General features: G+C 37.4%; 14 protein-coding genes, 1 rRNA gene and 1 other annotated feature. Of the genes, 5 read left to right on the plus strand and 10 right to left on the minus strand.

Translation table 11 applies throughout. The features are described from left to right. The 3 genes from JOC48_RS06675 to JOC48_RS06685 form a co-directional block, all read right to left on the minus strand. A 16S ribosomal RNA gene (locus JOC48_RS06675) occupies positions 1-1,027 on the minus strand; the annotation flags it as partial. A gap of 670 nt (positions 1,028-1,697) precedes the next feature. Further along, entirely contained in the window at positions 1,698-4,115 is a 2,418-nt protein-coding gene (gene leuS, locus JOC48_RS06680) for a leucine--tRNA ligase (RefSeq protein WP_204498308.1), read from the minus strand. A gap of 61 nt (positions 4,116-4,176) precedes the next feature. Continuing rightward, positions 4,177-4,389 (minus strand) — a binding site (T-box leader). 225 nt (positions 4,390-4,614) lie between these two features. Continuing rightward, a complete protein-coding gene (locus tag JOC48_RS06685) occupies positions 4,615-4,932 on the minus strand; it encodes a DUF2524 family protein (RefSeq protein WP_204498309.1) in 318 nt (105 codons plus the stop codon). A 170-nt stretch (positions 4,933-5,102) separates the two neighbouring features. Between JOC48_RS06685 and mnmM the strand changes: the two genes are divergently transcribed. After that, on the plus strand, positions 5,103-5,669 hold the full coding sequence (gene mnmM, locus JOC48_RS06690; protein ID WP_204498310.1) for a tRNA 5-(aminomethyl)-2-thiouridylate-methyltransferase MnmM: 567 nt from the start codon (positions 5,103-5,105) through the stop codon (positions 5,667-5,669). 28 nt (positions 5,670-5,697) lie between these two features. Here mnmM and JOC48_RS06695 read toward each other — a convergent pair whose 3' ends face one another. Next, positions 5,698-6,765 (minus strand): tetraprenyl-beta-curcumene synthase family protein, encoded by a 1,068-nt coding sequence (locus JOC48_RS06695; RefSeq protein ID WP_275580720.1) that lies wholly within the window; start codon positions 6,763-6,765, stop codon positions 5,698-5,700. A gap of 145 nt (positions 6,766-6,910) precedes the next feature. Here JOC48_RS06695 and JOC48_RS06700 point away from each other — a divergent pair, with 145 nt between their 5' ends. Further along, positions 6,911-7,426, plus strand: a complete 516-nt coding sequence (locus JOC48_RS06700) for a gamma carbonic anhydrase (RefSeq protein ID WP_204498311.1) — start codon at positions 6,911-6,913, stop codon at positions 7,424-7,426. Positions 7,427-7,534: 108 nt separating this feature from the next. Continuing rightward, complete coding sequence (locus JOC48_RS06705) at positions 7,535-8,431, plus strand: C39 family peptidase (protein WP_239584236.1); 897 nt, start codon at positions 7,535-7,537, stop codon at positions 8,429-8,431. Here JOC48_RS06705 and asnB read toward each other — a convergent pair. The 5 genes from asnB to JOC48_RS06730 form a co-directional block, all read right to left on the minus strand. Further along, entirely contained in the window at positions 8,421-10,325 is a 1,905-nt protein-coding gene (gene asnB / locus JOC48_RS06710; RefSeq protein WP_204498312.1) for an asparagine synthase (glutamine-hydrolyzing), read from the minus strand. The genes JOC48_RS06705 and asnB overlap by 11 nt on opposite strands. 333 nt (positions 10,326-10,658) lie before the next feature. Then, complete coding sequence (metK, locus tag JOC48_RS06715) at positions 10,659-11,858, minus strand: methionine adenosyltransferase (RefSeq protein WP_204498313.1); 1,200 nt, start codon at positions 11,856-11,858, stop codon at positions 10,659-10,661. 563 nt (positions 11,859-12,421) lie between these two features. Then, positions 12,422-12,913 (minus strand): RNA deprotection pyrophosphohydrolase, encoded by a 492-nt coding sequence (ytkD, locus tag JOC48_RS06720; RefSeq protein WP_204498314.1) that lies wholly within the window; start codon positions 12,911-12,913, stop codon positions 12,422-12,424. A gap of 48 nt (positions 12,914-12,961) precedes the next feature. Beyond that, entirely contained in the window at positions 12,962-13,555 is a 594-nt protein-coding gene (locus JOC48_RS06725; RefSeq protein ID WP_204498315.1) for a hypothetical protein, read from the minus strand. A gap of 237 nt (positions 13,556-13,792) precedes the next feature. Then, a complete protein-coding gene (locus JOC48_RS06730) occupies positions 13,793-14,107 on the minus strand; it encodes a hydrolase (protein WP_204498316.1) in 315 nt (104 codons plus the stop codon). A gap of 250 nt (positions 14,108-14,357) precedes the next feature. On the opposite strand from JOC48_RS06730, the gene JOC48_RS06735 reads away from it, so the two are divergent. Both JOC48_RS06735 and JOC48_RS06740 read left to right on the plus strand, forming a co-directional pair. Next, complete coding sequence (locus JOC48_RS06735) at positions 14,358-14,654, plus strand: DUF6154 family protein (RefSeq protein WP_204498317.1); 297 nt, start codon at positions 14,358-14,360, stop codon at positions 14,652-14,654. Between the two features lie 220 nt (positions 14,655-14,874). Beyond that, the gene (locus tag JOC48_RS06740; RefSeq protein WP_204498468.1) at positions 14,875-16,125 is read left to right on the plus strand and encodes a Y-family DNA polymerase; all 1,251 of its coding nucleotides are present in this window, start codon (positions 14,875-14,877) and stop codon (positions 16,123-16,125) included. Positions 16,126-16,918: 793 nt separating this feature from the next. On the opposite strand, the gene JOC48_RS06745 is transcribed toward JOC48_RS06740, so the two are convergent. Continuing rightward, the gene (locus JOC48_RS06745) at positions 16,919-18,406 is read right to left on the minus strand and encodes an o-succinylbenzoate--CoA ligase (RefSeq protein ID WP_204498318.1); all 1,488 of its coding nucleotides are present in this window, start codon (positions 18,404-18,406) and stop codon (positions 16,919-16,921) included. Between the last annotated feature and the right edge of the window lie 57 nt (positions 18,407-18,463).

An 18,463-nucleotide genomic window follows, 5' to 3' on the forward strand; every position in this document is an offset into this window, starting at 1 on the left:
CAGAGGATGTCAAGACCTGGTAAGGTTCTTCGCGTTGCTTCGAATTAAACCACATGCTCCACCGCTTGTGCGGGCCCCCGTCAATTCTTTTGAGTTTCAGCCTTGCGGCCGTACTCCCCAGGCGGAGTGCTTAATGCGTTAACTTCAGCACTAAGGGGCGGAAACCCCCTAACACCTAGCACTCATCGTTTACGGCGTGGACTACCAGGGTATCTAATCCTGTTCGCTCCCCACGCTTTCGCGCCTCAGCGTCAGTTACAGACCAGAGAGTCGCCTTCGCCACTGGTGTTCCTCCACATATCTACGCATTTCACCGCTACACGTGGAATTCCACTCTCCTCTTCTGTACTCAAGCTCCCCAGTTTCCAATGACCCTCCACGGTTAAGCCGTGGGCTTTCACATCAGACTTAAGGAACCGCCTGCGCGCGCTTTACGCCCAATAATTCCGGACAACGCTTGCCCCCTACGTATTACCGCGGCTGCTGGCACGTAGTTAGCCGGGGCTTCCTCGTTAGGTACCGTCAAGGTACCGACCTATTCGAACGGTACTTGTTCTTCCCTAACAACAGAACTTTACGACCCGAAGGCCTTCATCGTTCACGCGGCGTTGCTCCGTCAGACTTTCGTCCATTGCGGAAGATTCCCTACTGCTGCCTCCCGTAGGAGTCTGGGCCGTGTCTCAGTCCCAGTGTGGCCGATCACCCTCTCAGGTCGGCTACGCATCGTTGCCTTGGTAGGCCTTTACCCTACCAACTAGCTAATGCGCCGCGGGCCCATCTGTAAGTGATAGCAGAAGCCATCTTTCAACTTTTCCCCATGCAGGAGAAAGTGTTATCCGGTATTAGCCCCGGTTTCCCGGAGTTATCCCAGTCTTACAGGCAGGTTGCCCACGTGTTACTCACCCGTCCGCCGCTCGTTCCACAAGCGCTCGCCCCGAAGGGCGATTGCTTGCTTCCCGCGCTCGACTTGCATGTATTAGGCACGCCGCCAGCGTTCGTCCTGAGCCAAGATCAAACTCTCCGATAAAGTTGAGTTTGCTTACTCAATAACTTGATTAGCATTTCTTTCTTAATCCAGCTTCGGCTCCTAATGGCTGGCGTATAGTTAATCTCGCTTCAAGTCTTCAAAGTTCAGAAGACTTTACGCAAGCTTATCTATCCGTACGCCATTGACCAGTCGCCTACGCTTTCTATTTAACATACTGGTTGTTTTGTTCAGTTTTCAAAGATCAAATGCTTGTTGTTCTTTAACGCGACAACTTTTATAGTATAACAAGTTTATTCGCGGAAGTCAACAACTATTTTGATGTTTTTATTTCGTTCGTGCCATCTCACGACAACATAAATTATCTTGCCATTTAACTTCGTGGAAGTCAATGGTTTTTGTCGTTTTATTAGAGACAGTAACTATATATTAGCATTGTTGCCGACTCATGTCAATTTTATTCCTGTGTCTTTTGTTAAACACTGACTAAGCGCGACAGCAATATTAATACTACATGGGTTTGTAACAAAAGTCAACATTGTAACCACTTATTTAATAGGTAAATTCTACCTACTCCTAAATAATGAGTAAATTAAAAACGCATAGATTTCATTATGATCCATGCGTTTTTATTTATATTGTAATTTTCAATGTTTTCGATTTTCTCTATAGTGTCGGAACTACTTTCTCACAGAAAGGGTTTCTTTCTGTTTTAGTTTGCAACAATGTTAACTAGTTTACCGGGAACAGCAATTACCTTTCTAACCGTTTTTCCTTCTAAACGCTCCTTAATAGATGCATTCTCTAACGCTTGCTGTTCTAATTCTTCTTTGGAAGCATTTTTATCTACCATCATTTTAGCTCTAACTTTTCCCATTACCTGAATAACAATTTCCACTTCATTTTCTACAAGTTTTGCTTCGTCATAAGCAGGCCATGCCTCATAAGCGATTGATTCATCATGCCCAAGCTTTTCCCATAATTCCTCAGCAAGGTGAGGTGCCACCGGCGATAGAATTTTCACAAAGCCTTCTGCATAATCCTTCGAAATTTGCTCTGCCTTATAAGCTTCGTTTATAAATACCATCATTTGCGATATTCCAGTATTAAAACGCAAGTCTTCAAAGTTTTCAGTCACTTTTTTAATTGTTTCATGATAACTTTTCTCTAACGAATCCTCTGTAACACTGTCAACCACCTTATGAGATAATTGATTGTCATCAGTAATAAATAAGCGCCATACCCTATCAAGAAATCTACGTGCACCATCCAATCCATTAGTTGACCATGCAACCGATGCATCAAGAGGTCCCATAAACATTTCATATAAACGTAGTGTGTCGGCGCCATGACTCTCTACTATATCATCAGGATTTACTACATTTCCTTTGGACTTACTCATTTTTTCATTATTTTCACCAAGAATCATTCCTTGGTTAAATAACTTTTGAAATGGTTCTTTTGTAGGGACTACACCGATATCATACAAAAACTTATGCCAGAAGCGAGCATATAGCAAATGAAGAACTGCGTGCTCTGCACCACCAATATATACATCAATCGGAAGCCACTTTTTTAAATATTCTGGATCAGCAAGTTTTTGATCATTATCAGGATCAATAAATCTTAGGAAATACCAGCAGCTTCCGGCCCATTGCGGCATGGTATTCGTTTCTCTTCGCCCATTCATCCCTGTTTCAGGATCTACTACATTTACCCAATCATCAATATTGGCTAATGGAGATTCACCAGTTCCGGAAGGTTTGATTTCTGTTGTCTTCGGTAACTCTAATGGTAACTCATCCTCTGAGACAGCTGACATCGAACCATCTTCCCAATGAATAATTGGAATTGGCTCGCCCCAATATCGTTGACGACTGAATAACCAGTCTCTTAAACGGTACGTTACTTTTTTCTCACCTTTGCCGTTTTCTTCTAACCAGTCAATCGCTCTACGTATTCCATCTTCTTTATTTAAACCATTAAGAAAATCAGAATTAATATGTTTTCCATCTCCGGTATAAGCTTCCTTTTCAACATCTCCACCCTCAACAACCGGAACAATCTTAAGATCAAATTTTTTCGCGAATTCATAGTCACGCTCGTCGTGAGCAGGTACTGCCATAATTGCACCAGAACCATAAGTCATTAATACATAGTCTGCTACCCATATAGGGAGCTTTTCTCCATTAATAGGATTGATTGCATGAGCACCAGTAAATACGCCTGTTTTTTCTTTTGCAAGATCTGTTCGTTCTAAATCAGATTTTGCAGTGACCTTCTCTATATACTGGTTTACTTGTTCCTTTTGTTCAGGTGTCGTTACTTTTTCCACTAATGGATGCTCTGGAGCTAATACTGCGTAAGTTGCTCCAAACAAAGTATCTGGTCTTGTTGTAAATACGGTAAACGTTTCTTCATGGTCAGCAATTTCAAACTGAACTTCCGCTCCTTCAGATCGCCCAATCCAGTTTCGTTGCATATCTTTAATACTTTCTGGCCAATCTAACTCTTCTAAATCGTCTAACAAGCGATCTGCGTAAGCCGTAATTTTTAACATCCATTGTTTCATTGGTTTTCTGACAACTGGGTGACCGCCTCGCTCACTCTTCCCATCAATTACTTCTTCATTTGCAAGTACTGTTCCAAGTGCTGGACACCAATTAACAGGAACTTCATCAATGTACGCCAAACCTTTTTCGTAAAGCTTCAAAAATATCCACTGCGTCCATTTGTAATAGCTTGGATCTGTTGTATTTATTTCACGGTCCCAATCATAGGAAAAACCCAGTTCTTGAATTTGACGGCGAAATGTATTCACATTTTGTTTTGTAAACTCTTCTGGGTCATTTCCTGTATCTAATGCATACTGCTCAGCAGGTAAACCAAAAGCATCCCAACCCATTGGATGAAGTACTTCATATCCTTGCATTCGTTTCATTCTTGAAATAATATCAGTTGCCGTATATCCTTCTGGGTGTCCAACGTGCAAGCCCGCACCTGAAGGGTAAGGAAACATATCAAGCACATAAAATTTTTCCTTATTCGTTTGTGAATTTGATTTAAATGTTTTATTGTTCAACCAATAATTACGCCATTTTTCTTCTATTTTATTATGATTAAATGACATGACTGCGCCTCCTCATATAAAACACATGTTCTTATTAATTAAAAAAAGTCTCTAAATCCCTATATGGGACGAGAGACTTGGATCCCGCGGTACCACCCAACTTTAGCGCAAAAAAGCGCCCGCTTTCATTCCTTAACGCGGAAAACGGCAGAAACTACTTGTTTCACTTCTGCAACATCAAAGGTGAGTTCACAAAGCGCAGGGATAACTCGCACCAGCCGCTATCTCTCTTAAGCCTGCTTGCTTCATTACTAATCCTTATCATCGTCGTTCAATAGTTATTGTAATCGTATTTTAAAGAATGCGTTACACTTTGTCAAGGTTTGCCATTTCATACAATTTGCTATTATGTATTTCATTTAAATCTTCCCACTGATTATTTGCTCATTAGAAATTCTTGTCCCTTTAGCCCTAAATAGCGAAACCTTTGTTATGCTTTTACTTTTACCCGTAAAAAACCTTGCCTTAAGATAATAAAGGCAAGGTTTCGTATCTTTCCTCAGGATTCAAAATCATTCATTTGAATATGATCTAACACCATATCATTTAAATACTGATTAACTCTTAAATGAAGTCGATGAAGTTGCTCCCGTTGCTGGTGGTTAGCGCTAGCCATTAGCTTCTGTATTTCTTGTTCTACCTCGGAAAGCTGTAGCTGTGCCTCAGAATACGAAGCATCTATTTCAAATCCATTTCTGTTTGTAACCTTTAATTGCTCTTCTGCATAGGAAAGTGCTTGGTTTGCTTTTTCAATTAAAGCGTATACTGATTCTCTAGTAGCCACTTTCATCACCTCATTTATAACGTTCGCTAACATTGACTTTATGATACATGGTAGATGTTTCACTTGTTTTTTTAACAAACTCCATTTGCCAGCATGAGTTAAAAATCAACATCTAATTTTAACGCACTATCATGCAAGTAGCTTTTTTTAAAAATAAAGAAATTCGTGCTAAACTAAATGAAAAATAAGAAAGGGAATTTTCTATGTTTAAAAAAATAATCCCATATGCCCATGAGCTATTGGAAAATTCGATAAAACCTGGCGAAATTGTAATAGATGGCACTTGTGGTAATGGAAAAGATACACTATTTTTGAGTAAATTAGTCGGTAATCACGGAAAAGTTCTAGCTTTTGACATTCAACAACAAGCGATTACAAACACGAGAAACTTGTTAATTGCACAGAATATCAATAATGTTGAACTTATTCATGATGGACATCAATGTATAGATAACTACCTGGACGAAGAACACAAAGAACAAGTAGGTGGTGCTATCTTTAATCTTGGTTACTTACCAGGTAGTGATAAAAAAATAATAACAACACCTAACAAGACTATAAAAGCGATTGATACAATAATGAAATACATAAAGCCTGATGGTTTGATTGTTCTTGTCGTCTATCACGGCCATACAGGTGGAGATATAGAAAAAGAAAAGCTCTTACAACATCTTAGGAACTTTGATCAGAAAAAGTACCAAGTTTTGCAATATGGTTTTATTAATCAGAGAAACAATCCACCATTTGTATTAGCAATTGAAAAAGCCTAACCATTACATACGTAAAAACGGACTTGAGTTAAGTCCGTTTCCATTTGTTATAGACCTTTACATTTAAATGAAAAAAGAATGACCGTAAGCCACTAGTCTTTATCATCAACTTCGTTACTTCTTTACCATTTTCCAATTGATTTACCTTTGGATCTGCTAAATAAAGACCTATTAGTCCATGATGAATCATTTCATGAAAGGATTTATCCGGAAGACCTTGAACATGGTTATTTGCCTGTTCAATAAAATAAACCAATCGCTCTTGTAAGTTTTCTTTATTACGATAATAATGACAAAAGTTTAAATCCCCTTCTTCTTCATCCTCCAGTTGATCAATATAATAATCGAGTAAAATATGTAATCCCTGTACATAAGGAAAATAACTGTTGAAAATATTTTTTGCTAGCTTGCGATCCATTTGTTGACCCAACGCATAAGAAACGATACAGAATATTCCTAGCGTAGAGCCACTCGAAGCGGAAAACTCATACCAGCTTAATTTAGGCCAACGTTCTTGATACGACGAAAACCATTTTTCTAATCGAGGTATGCGCTCTTCCTCTTTTACATGTTTATGTACCTGTAAGTCACTATATAAACGCTCTAGTTGCAAAAGATACGGTCTCATTTCAGGATAACTTTTTTCGTTGCGAAGGACCCTTTGACACGTTCTAACTAAATCCGCTAAATATTCCCCATCATTTTGTTCGCTTCGATATTCATAATAATTTTTTATAGAATTATCCGGCGAAAGTGCATCTTCCATCGATTGATGAAGCATTCGAAAATCATCTGGGTCTAATGATGTACTACGATCACATAAATTATCTAAATAATCACTAATGGTTTGATAAGCAACAATAAAGCGAACGGCCTCTTTTCTTTTTTGCTTCGCTAAAACACTATAGACACCACCACCTTGGCAATGAAATTTTTTCGTACGAATACTTGCCAATGCCTGTTGTCTTAGTTCTTCATTAGGAATTTGCTCCGCTTTTCTTTTCCAATGATTTAGTTCTCGGTCAACTTCTGGAAAAACGTTGCGATATACATAATTCATCAATATCGGTGCTGACTTTGGAACATTTTTATACAAAATCTTCCCCTCATTTCTTCAACTTTTGCTTCGCTTTATAAATATCATATCTTCTATGGTATTATAATTATATCATCATTCCATACATCCATCTTCCATTGAACAACCACTTAAGGAATGAAACAAATATAAGGAGGTTCTTCGTGTGATTTATGAATACAAAGGATCAACACCAAACATCCATCAAACCGCTTATATTGCCAGCGATGCAATTATAACAGGTGATGTAATCATTGACGAATTATCAAGTGTTTGGTTCAAAACGGTTATCAGAGGAGATGTAGCTCCTGTACATATAGGAAAAAAAGTAAATATTCAAGACTTATCCTTATTACATCAAAGTCCAAACTATCCGCTTATCATTGAAGATGAGGTTACGGTTGGTCACCAAGTAACCTTACATTCCTGTATTGTCCGTAAGAAAGCTCTGATTGGGATGGGTTCTATTCTTTTAGATGGCGCAGAAGTTGGGGAACAGGCTTTTATAGGTGCTGGAAGTTTAATACCACCCGGTAAAAAGATTCCACCAAAAACATTAGCTTTTGGGAGACCTGCTAAAGTTGTCCGTGAATTAACCGATAAAGATATAAAGGAAATGGAACGAATAAAGCAATCCTATGTAGAAAAAGGGCAATATTACAAAAAGCTTGAAGATCGCTAATCGTGCGTGGATTATTCCAATTGAATCCTCTTAAATTGTTATGGAAGAAAGTTACATCGTTCTACTAACCCAAGTTGAGGCACTCTATTTATAAGGAGTGTATGTCGAATGTTAATTTTTTTGTTCTTGTTTTCAATTCTTATGACGTTTGTACTTATATCTTTTAAAAGAAAGACAACAAGACCTATTTTAGCGTCCGCCTTGAGAACTCATACGATACTTTTTGGAATCACTAGTATTGTGGTGCTTGTTTTTATTATTTCAAGCTACAAGGCAGCATTTAACAGTGGATTAAATATAGAGCAAACGGAGTCCTTTGCACACGCTATCGAACACCCAAAACCTAAACTACAACCTAAACTAGAACCTGTCTTGCCATTGGTTGAACAAATTCAATTCAGAAACTCAGTAAGATTAAATGCCCCTGTGATCGGTCAACATCCTGAATTACCCAGAGGATGTGAAGTAACGAGTCTTGCTATGCTCTTACAATATTTTAATGTTGATGTAACCAAAATGGAGTTAGCTGATAAAGTAACCAAAGACAAAACTCCTTTCAAAAAAACAGAAGAGGGCATTTATTTTGGAAACCCAGCAAAAGGATTTGTTGGTGACATGTATTCTTTCTCAACCCCTGGATTAGGGGTTTATCATGAACCAATTGCTAAATTAGCGAGAGAGTATTTAGGTGACGATATTAAAGATTTTAGTGGGGGGTCCTTTTATGAAATTCTCCAACATCTAAACCAAAATCGTCCTGTTTGGATTATTACTAATTCAACTTATAAACAATTGTCAAATGATCAGTTCGAAACTTGGCAAACCGAGGATGGACCCATTCGTATTACGAGAAAAGAACATTCCGTCTTAGTTACTGGTTATGATGAAGAATATATTTACTTCAACGATCCAATACGTGCCGATATAAGAAAAGCACCCATTAAAGGCTTCAAAGAAGCTTGGGTGCAAATGGGAAAGCAAGCTATTACGGTTGTTACACCGTAAGCTTGCTTTTCGTTTTATCCTCTTCTTTGAATGTATCAAATGAGAACTTTCTTTCCACATAAACCTGATGCCATAGCATGAACATTAATACCGTCCAAATCTTTCTGCTATAATCACCTTTACCAAGGCAGTGGTCTTCTAACAATTTCAGAATATAGTTTTTATAAAATAAATGATCCGTTTCGCTCTCTTTAATTAACGTCTTTGCCCAATCGTACAGCTCATTCTTTAGCCAAAAACGAATCGGAACAGGGAAGCCCAGTTTCTTACGATCAAGCACATGATCAGGTACAATACCTCTGGCTGCTTCTCTTAAAATACTTTTTGTTGTACCATTCGCTATTTTAAAACGAACAGGTATTTCACTAGCAACCTGAAATACATCTTTATCCAAAAATGGAACGCGTAACTCTAATGAATGGGCCATTGTCATTTTATCAGCCTTTAACAAAATATCTCCACGTAACCAAGTGTGAATATCGACATACTGCATTTGATTGACAAGTGGATCTTTATGAATATTTTCATATAGTTTGTTCGTTACTTGTTGATAATTAGTGTTCGAATTATACGTCTTGAGAAAATGCATTTTTTCTTCATCGGTAAACATTTTCGCATTTCCAATATACCGATCTTTTAAAGGAGTTGTACCCCTTTCAATAAAACTTTTCCCCTTAACACCTTCAGGCAGCACAGTAGCAATGCGAGAGAGCAGCTCTTTGGCAGGTGTCGGTATGGATTGAAAAAGCTTAAGTGATTCTGGTTCGCGATAAATATTATACCCGCCAAACAGTTCATCGGAGCCTTCTCCGGATAAAACAACAGTTACATGTTTGCTAGCTTCTCTAGCAACAAAATACAGAGGAACACAAGCAGGATCCGCTAGTGGATCATCCATGTGCCACATAATTTTTGGCAGCTTTTCTACATATTCTTCGGGTGTAATCATATAAGAGATGTTTTCCACCTGTAGTTTTTCGGCAGTTTCTTTTGCAACATCTACTTCGGAATAACCCTCTCGTTCAAATCCTACTGAAAACGTCTTTAAATTCGGGTTAAATTCTCTAGCAATCGCAACAATTAAAGATGAATCTATTCCCCCTGATAGGAATGATCCAACTGGGACGTCACTTCTCATATGAAGATTTACAGAATCATACATAGCATCTTGAATTCGTTTTATCCATGACTGCTTTGCCATTAGAACAGGATTAAATTCAGCATGCCAGTACCGTTCGAATTCAATCACTTCTCCAGGTTTTTTTACAAAAAAATGACCGGCTTCAACCTTATAAATATCTTGCGTTAAGGTTAATGGTTCTGGTGCATATTGGAAGCTTAAATAGTGCTGTAAAGCTCCTACATTTACTTCCTCTTTATCATCAAGCAATGTTAAGCTTTTCTTTTCCGATGAAAAATAAGTACCTTCTGGTGTCTCACGGTAAAATAATGGCTTTATTCCAAACGGATCACGAACACCATATAAGGTTTGTTCTTGTTTATCCCAGATAAGGACTGCAAACATCCCTCTTAATTGCTTAAATGCATCCGTTTTATATGCTTTAAACATAGCTACAATTACTTCCGTATCAGACTCGGTAGTGAACGTATATCCTTGTTGGATTAATTGATTTCTTAATTCAACATAGTTATATACTTCACCGTTAAAGACCATCCATAATTGATCATCATCGTAACTAAATGGTTGGTGTCCACTTTCTATATCAATTATACTTAGTCTTCTAAAACCAAAAGAAATATAGTTATCATGATAATAGCCTTCATCATCTGGACCTCTGTGGGCAATATAATTGTTTCGTTGCTGAAACTGATTTTGAAAGTCCATATCTGTTGGTTGTGCATGATTTCTAATCATTCCGATAAACCCACACATTTTTTCAGCCTCACTTTCTTTACCAAAAGGTGTACAATCGTATGTCGAATTAGTACAAAATATGTCACACTTACATATTTTTGAGTATATCACAAAAATATTAGCATGAAACATATTCTTATCATTTATATTTATTAGTCGTTTCAAAAATATCTATGTTTCATAAAATCAAATAATTTTTCTCGCTAAATCCTTATAGTGAAAAATTCATTGTACCTACACTAAACGTAGAACAAAAGCGCTACCTACACCATTTATCCATAAGCCATCCACCCTATAATTTCCTATGCCAATAAAAAGGATCAAGCATTAACTTGATCCTTACTTAACCTTCTATTTACTTACATATCCCTGTAATTGATCAACTTTATCTGTGTTCTCCCAAGGAAATTCCACATCTGTCCTTCCGAAGTGTCCATAGGCTGCAGTATTTTTATAAATTGGTTTTCTTAAATCAAGCATTTTAATAATTCCTGCAGGCCTTAAATCAAATATCGACCGAACTGCTGACACCAACTCTTCTTCACTTGCTGTACCACTTCCAAACGTATCGATTGAAATGGATACTGGCTCAGCTACACCAATTGCATAAGCTAATTGCACTTCACACGACTCAGCTAATCCTGCCGCAACAATGTTCTTTGCAACGTAACGAGCCGCATAAGCTGCAGAGCGGTCTACTTTCGTCGCATCTTTTCCACTGAAAGCACCGCCACCGTGTCTGGCATAGCCGCCATACGTATCAACAATAATTTTACGTCCGGTTAAACCAGCATCACCTTGTGGACCTCCAATTACAAATCGACCCGTTGGATTTATAAAGTATTTTGTTTGGTCGTCAAGTAAATGTTCTGGAACCATTGGATTAATAACATGTTCCTTTATATCAGCTTGAATCGTTTTCAATTCAACCTCTGGATGATGCTGTGTTGAAATGACAATCGTATCAATTCGAATAGGCTTATTGTTTTCATCGTACTCAACCGTAACTTGTGTCTTCCCATCCGGACGCAAATAATCCAATGTATTGTTCTTTCTTACATCAGATAATCGTTTAGAAATCTTATGGGCAAGTGAAATTGGTAATGGCATTAACTCTGGGGTTTCATTATTGGCATATCCAAACATTAATCCTTGATCACCAGCACCAATTGCTTCTATTTCATTGTCTGTCATCGTTCCTTCGCGTGATTCTAGTGCTTCATTCACACCACCAGCAATATCGGGGGACTGTTCATCAATTGCTGTCAAAACAGCACATGTTTCTGCGTCAAATCCATACTTTGCCCGTGTATATCCTATATCCTTTATCGTTTTTCGGACAATGCTTGGTATGTCAACGTAGGTTGATGTTGTTATTTCTCCTGCTACCAATACTAAACCTGTAGTGACCGTTGTTTCACATGCTACTCGTGCATTAGGATCACTTTTTAATATTTCGTCTAGAATGGCATCAGAAATCTGGTCACAAATTTTATCCGGATGACCTTCTGTGACTGATTCTGACGTAAATAATCGACGATTTGCAGCCATTCTGCTAAATCCTCCTTCATGTATCTTTATACGGAATTCATTCTCAAGTATGATATTAAGAAACTATTTAAAGGTGATTCCACTTATAGAAGATGTTCAAAAAGTCAATAAGTGCATATAGCTACTCGATTCCTTTTGAATACTAATAGTGCGTGTTCAAAAAGCCGATGTTTATCATTTGGCGACTTTTTGAACAACCTCTAATATATATTAAGTGTTTACTAATATAGCTTCATTTATGAGCTTGCTTAGATTATTCCCATAAAAGGATATTTAAAAAATAATGGATAGATGGATAGCACCTTATGACAAGGAACCTCACCTGACACAATTTAATCTTTTGAACATACCTTTTGACAAAATTGTTAAAATAATCCTTACTTATTCCGTTCGCACTTTATCGTATCGAAACAGACTTGTAATGTCAATCATTCTAACCAATGAACTTGGGGTTATGATATGTTGTTCCTTATTAACAGAAATCGAATAAAAAATAAGGCCAGACAACTTAACTTATCGTCTGACCTTCCCTCTTTTATAAAGTGAACCTCACTTAGTGGGGATTACGGACGGTTATTCACCGTGAGAAAATTTAATTTGTATAATCGATCTATACTTTTAGGCAACACTTTATCCTTCATCATGAAACTAAAGCTAGGATTAGTACCCATGTTATCTGGAAGTTCATGTATTAAAACCGGTCCATCTGTCTCAAAATAAGATGACTGATCGTTTAGTGTATCTACTATTGCAAAATATACATTTTTAGCGATATTTCCACCTTTACCCGCAACAAAGTATTGTCCTATATATTTTAATTTACTGACATTTCCGCCAGTTTCTTCCTTTACTTCACGAATAGCAGCTTCTTCAGGTGTTTCCCCATCCTCCACTTTTCCACCTGGAAATTCCAATCCTCTATCTCGATGTTTTGTTAATAGCCAATAATCTCGATACCTGCAGATAACCCAAACGTGCTTCGGTTTTTTTTCAAATGGTTGATGTTCAAATGATAGCCTTACTTCATTATTGTAATAATCCTGAAACGTTATCATTTTATTCAGCTACCTTTATTTCTGAAAATAGTTTTTATCCAACTGTCGTTATGTTAAATGAGTTATGTTTGTAATTTTCCACTTTTTATCATAGGTGAATTCAAACTCAATTTTATATGAACCATATAGTGCACTTTCATTCGTTTGTGTTATTTCATACACATGACCTTTATCTATCATCTCATAATCTTGATTTTTTTCAAACCATGGAGGTGTTTCTGTAGGTACAATATACAGACTTTCATTACGCTCTTCAAAATAATAATCTACGTATTTTTTAGCAACCGAAATTTCACATACAGATCTAAATTCTTTTAAAAGGGATGCTTTTGAATCGTGATTGATTACTTTATAATTTTCATCAGTTTCCTGCACAAGTAGCTGGAGGAACTTTTCGGTTATCGCCACTACATCAGCATGCGTTAGCTTTACTTCTTTTCTGTTTGCGGTATTAACGTTCCTTTTCGGATAATCTTGTTTATTTAGCGTAGTAACACGGGCCTGTGAAAATGTATGATTATCATTAAACCGTTTCCCGTCAGCAAAGACATGATCATTATGATTTTCCTGTATTGGTAATATTAAAAATAAAATAATTGCAACTGCACAAATTGTTCTTACATAAATCGGATGTTTTTTCATACTTGTCCACCTCCTCTTATAATATTTATTCCTTTATCTGGTACTTTTAAACATTATTCTCAACAAATAGCAAAACCTTTTATTTATATAGACGTATAAATAGGTTAGAACGTTTCAATTTTTGTTTTTTATGTAGTATTATAAAATTTTCTTTATGCCGATAATCTTCGATGCTAAAATTTTTCCTTTCCTGGTGCAAAAAAATGCCCAGCTACAATAACAGCTAGGCAAATTTCATTAATCCAAGTCTAATATCCCCATACTTTCAATATGTGCTTTCGTTTCATCGTCTCCTAAGTCATAAACCATTTGAAATGCTTTAACAAGTCGGTCATCATAATCATCATTTGAATCATCATTGTGATAAGACATAATCGGCACATGAGCTCTCCAAAAAGCGCGAATATCAGAATCATGCATTTCCGTTAATGTTTGTCTTAATTGGAACACTTCTTCATCGGTTGCATATATCGTGAAATCGTTGTTATCTCCAACCTCTACCTGTGAAATCTCTTGGCTACCAAGATCCAAAAAATATTTTTTCTTTTCCATAATCCACCCTCCTACCCTTTAATTTTCTCCAATTCAAAAGATTTATGAACAACTTTTTGTTATTTCTGCATAAGGTATGATACAAAGGAACCAATTTTAAAGAAATGACATTAAATAAGTAATAGTGTGTGTTTAAAAAAGGGGGAGAATGTGAATTCAACGAAGCTTTCCATTTCATTGGTCGGATGCAGTGTTTACTGTTGAACAACCTCCAATAAACACATTTGAAATTGATAGGTGACTAACTAAGATGGAGGGCCTTTTTAAAATTTTAAACAGAAAGGGTGAAACGATGAGACTTACTTCTGATGAATTGCTACAATTATATTTAAGACATTTTGACGATAATGAGTCTGAATCACTTGAATTATTTGTTCGCTCTATTTTGGAACAGATGGATTATCAAGATATTATTGAAATTGTTGAATCTTATCCAAAAGAAGAACTAAACAAAATGCTAAGTAACTATCTTAGTAATAGTATTGAAGGAAAATTAAAAGGAACCAGCCATAATTTGAAAGCGGATACATTTAAATGGACTGTTTAACTTCAACTATTAAAAAATTGGTGTAATTTGGGCTATACAAGCTGGATTATCGTGAAATCTCTGGCTGTTAATGCTTCCATCCTGCAATCTCTCTATAATCTTTCTCAATAAGTTTCCTTACAATATTGGAATGTATTTACACTTTTAGATTAATAAAATTCAGGTTATACTATTCAAAAAGGGAACATATGTTCTTTTCAGTTGGAGATGATCGGATATGATTAATTATAGTGATTTTCCCAGAAATGATGTACTCTGTATTGATATGCGATCCTTCTATGCTAGCGTTGAGTGCCTGAAGAACGGCTTAGATCCCATGCAAGCGATGCTAGCTGTAGTTGGGGATAAAAAACGATCCGGTAGTATAATCCTGGCTGCTTCCCCTGAATTAAAAAGACGACATGGTGTCAAAAATGTAAGTCGTTATTTTGATTTACCTAACGATCCTGCCATTTATGTTGTCGAGGCGAAGATGGGAGATTATTTGCGAGTATCTGTAGAAATAACCAAATTAATCAACCAGTATGTACCTAAAGAAGCCATTCATCAATATTCAGTAGACGAGTTATGGGTAACCGTTAATGGATTAGAAAAACTATACGGAAACCGCTGGAATGTTGCCCGCCTTATTAAACAAGAATTATACGACACAATGGGGTTAACCTGCTCCATTGGAATTGGTGATAATAAGTTTCTAGCTAAGGTTGTCATGGATTTATACGCAAAAAAAGAAGGTATTTCCGAATGTACGTATGAAGATGTGGCAGAAAAATTGTGGCCAATTCCTGTTGAAGAGATTTGGGGAATTGGCAAACGAATGATGCGTAATCTTAATCGAATGGGAGTTGTTACGTTAGGTCAACTAGCCAATCACCCATTAGAACAATTAAAAAAACGATTTGGTGTCATGGGAGAGCAACTTTACTGGCATGCATGGGGAATAGACCTTAGCCCTGTAATTGGTAATTTTCAAAAACAAGAGCAAAAAGGCTTCGGTCATGGTATTACATTATTGCGCGATTACCAGCGTGACGAAGTGTTTGCATGTATATTGGATTTGGTCGAAGAAGTTTGTCGTCGGGCTAGAACAGCTAGAAAAGCTGGTAGAACAATTCATCTTGGAATTGGTTATTCCCAGGAGACTGGAGGTGGCTTCAGCAGATCTCGTTCTATCCCTTTACCAACTAACGTAACAATGGACGTTTATCATATTTGTGTTCAACTATTTAATGAGTTTTATGATGGACGTAGTAGTATTCGACGCGTCTTTGTCACACTTGATCATCTATTTGATGATGGGGAAACGCAACTAGATTTATTTGAAAATCAAACAAAAAAGAAGGATATCGGCTATATCATGGATCAGATTCGAGAACGCTATGGACCTACAGCACTATTACGAGCAACTAGCTTTACAGATAATGGCGTGACATTAGAGCGCAGTAAGAAAATCGGTGGTCATAAGGCATAGACTACCTCCAGATAGATATTAAATCAACTCTCTCCATATTAGGTTAAAAAATTTCGACTACGTCTAATAAAAACAACATGGACGTAGGCGAAATTTTTATTGTTCGCTCTTTTCGTGTATTCTTTGTTGTTTTTTACTACACAATTGAACATAATGCGCAACAAAAGGTGATTTACCATTAATCTAACGAATAAAAAGAGTGCATAGCCGACGCTGTGGAAAAACACTCGCTTTCCGTGGGCAACGCCTCAGCCTCCTCGGAAGAAAACCGCTTCCTGCGGGGTCTTCACCTGTTGCTTTTCCCACAGGAGTCTCGCATTTTTCCACAGCTTGGATTTATTTTTTTATAAGTGAGAAACTGTCCAACTGCTGTAACGAAGCTTTCATACCATTTCTTTTAACTAAAATTAATTGTTTTATGAAATTTCCACGATCAAGCGATAGAAGCACATGTAGACTAATCGAAAAGATAAACCAATTTCTTATGTGCGATGTAATAATGTCGATGCTTTCCTTGTCTTTCGTGAAAAGCGAGGAGAAGATTTCCACATAATGTGAATTCCAGTACATACTCACATGATTAATCGGAGAATCTTTTTAGCGTAGGCAGAATACGTAGACTCCTGCGGGAACAGCACGTGTCCGAAGACCCCGCAAGAAGCGTTCTTTGCTTCTGAGGAGGCTGAGGCCGTGCCCGCGGAAAGCGAAGTATTCTGCCGAAGCGATTGTTATGTCGCATTTATCTTTTACTACCCATGATAGCTTATGGGAATGCGAATTAATTAGCCTTATTTTAAAAGTTTTTCAACCGATCAACTAGCTTGGTTCTTAAGAGTTTATTGGATGCATTACGTGGTAGGCTGTCGACAAAGTAAACCGCTTTAGGAACTTTAAACTTTGCTAAATGTAGATGACAATGGTTTATTATTTGATCGTCGGTTACAGCTTCTTCACTCTTCACTACAAAAGCAACTGGAACTTGCCCCCATGCATCATCTTCTTTACCAACAACTCCTACTTCTTTAATACCATCCATTTCTAAAAGAACACTCTCAACCTCAGCAGGATACACATTTTCACCGCCAGAAATTATTAAATCTTTTCTCCTATCTAATACGTAAAGAAACCCTTCCTCATCAAGATATCCTATATCACCTGTTGCCAGCCAGTCTTGTTGAAAAGCCTGTTTGTTTGCCTCACTATTTTGATAATAACCACCAGTAACCATTGGGCCTTTAACTAAAATTTCCCCTGCACACATTGCAGGCTGTTCCGAGCCGCCTTCATTGACAATTTTAAGCTGAGCTGGAAATAAAGCTTTCCCTGCAGAACCTAATTTTGTTAACGCATACTGTGGACTTAATGTAACGATTTGCGAAGAGGTTTCCGTCATTCCGTACGTCTGATATACAGGAATTCGGGCTGCTTTGGCCTTTTCCAAAAGTGGTTTTGGTGCTGGCCCGCCTCCCAATAACATACAACGAAACGTTTCAGGATAATGGGAACCATCCAGTCTTTCCATTAACCGCTCTAACATAACCGCAACCACTGAGGCACTTGTAACCTGTTTATTCATTATTGCATCATGCACTTGTTCAACATCGAACTTATCTAATAAATAGACAGGCATCCCATAAATAACACTTTTCATTAAGATAGACAAACCACCAACATGAAAAAGCGGAAGAGCAGCTAACCATTTATCCTTCTCATTTAATCCTAAATTTAATGCCGAAGAAACTGCACTCCACCAATGATTCCCATATGTATGCATCACACCTTTTGGAGATCCTGTAGTACCAGAGGTATAGACAATCGTAAACAAATCATTCAGGTTTATTTCTTCTTTTAAAGGAACCTGTTTTTCTTTTTCTATGATAAGTGCCTCAATGGCCCGTAACTCAATATCTTTATCAGCTTTCGCTATCACCCGTTTACTAACGTCATGCATTTCCGATGATGTGAACAATAAGGAAACTTCAGCATCGTTAAGCTGATAAGCAATTTCTTTTGGTGATAATCGTGTATTTATAAGGACTGCAACTGCACCTAAATAAGAAAGTGCATACAGTGCGCAAGGATAGTCAGCTGAGTTGTTAGAAAAGATGGCTACATGATCACCTTCTAACACTCCTACATTTGCTAATTTTTTGGCCATCATTTTTGAATATCTTTGTAATTGCTCAAAAGTTAATGGTCCTACCGAATCCTCAATAGCAATTTCATGTGGTGTTAAATCTGCACGTTTATCCAGCCAGTGTGGCATTGTTTCTACCGTCATGGTAATTCACCTTTCATTCCATTCATCAATAGAAAACCGGGCACCCTGAGCCCGGTT

The sequence above is a fragment of the Aquibacillus albus genome (assembly GCF_016908325.1).
In the GTDB taxonomy this organism is placed as follows: domain Bacteria; phylum Bacillota; class Bacilli; order Bacillales; family Amphibacillaceae; genus Aquibacillus_A; species Aquibacillus_A albus.

Excerpts from the sequence above, each read along its gene's own strand:
- leuS (WP_204498308.1), bottom strand. The coding sequence starts at position 4,115 with ATGTCATTTAATCATAATAAAATAGAAGAAAAATGGCGTAATTATTGG.
- JOC48_RS06685 (WP_204498309.1), bottom strand. The coding sequence starts at position 4,932 with ATGTTAGCGAACGTTATAAATGAGGTGATGAAAGTGGCTACTAGAGAA.
- mnmM (WP_204498310.1), top strand. The coding sequence starts at position 5,103 with ATGTTTAAAAAAATAATCCCATATGCCCATGAGCTATTGGAAAATTCG.
- JOC48_RS06705 (WP_239584236.1), top strand. The coding sequence starts at position 7,535 with ATGTTAATTTTTTTGTTCTTGTTTTCAATTCTTATGACGTTTGTACTT.
- asnB (WP_204498312.1), bottom strand. The coding sequence starts at position 10,325 with ATGTGTGGGTTTATCGGAATGATTAGAAATCATGCACAACCAACAGAT.
- metK (WP_204498313.1), bottom strand. The coding sequence starts at position 11,858 with ATGGCTGCAAATCGTCGATTATTTACGTCAGAATCAGTCACAGAAGGT.
- ytkD (WP_204498314.1), bottom strand. The coding sequence starts at position 12,913 with ATGATAACGTTTCAGGATTATTACAATAATGAAGTAAGGCTATCATTT.
- JOC48_RS06725 (WP_204498315.1), bottom strand. The coding sequence starts at position 13,555 with ATGAAAAAACATCCGATTTATGTAAGAACAATTTGTGCAGTTGCAATT.
- JOC48_RS06730 (WP_204498316.1), bottom strand. The coding sequence starts at position 14,107 with ATGGAAAAGAAAAAATATTTTTTGGATCTTGGTAGCCAAGAGATTTCA.
- JOC48_RS06735 (WP_204498317.1), top strand. The coding sequence starts at position 14,358 with ATGGAGGGCCTTTTTAAAATTTTAAACAGAAAGGGTGAAACGATGAGA.
- JOC48_RS06745 (WP_204498318.1), bottom strand. The coding sequence starts at position 18,406 with ATGACGGTAGAAACAATGCCACACTGGCTGGATAAACGTGCAGATTTA.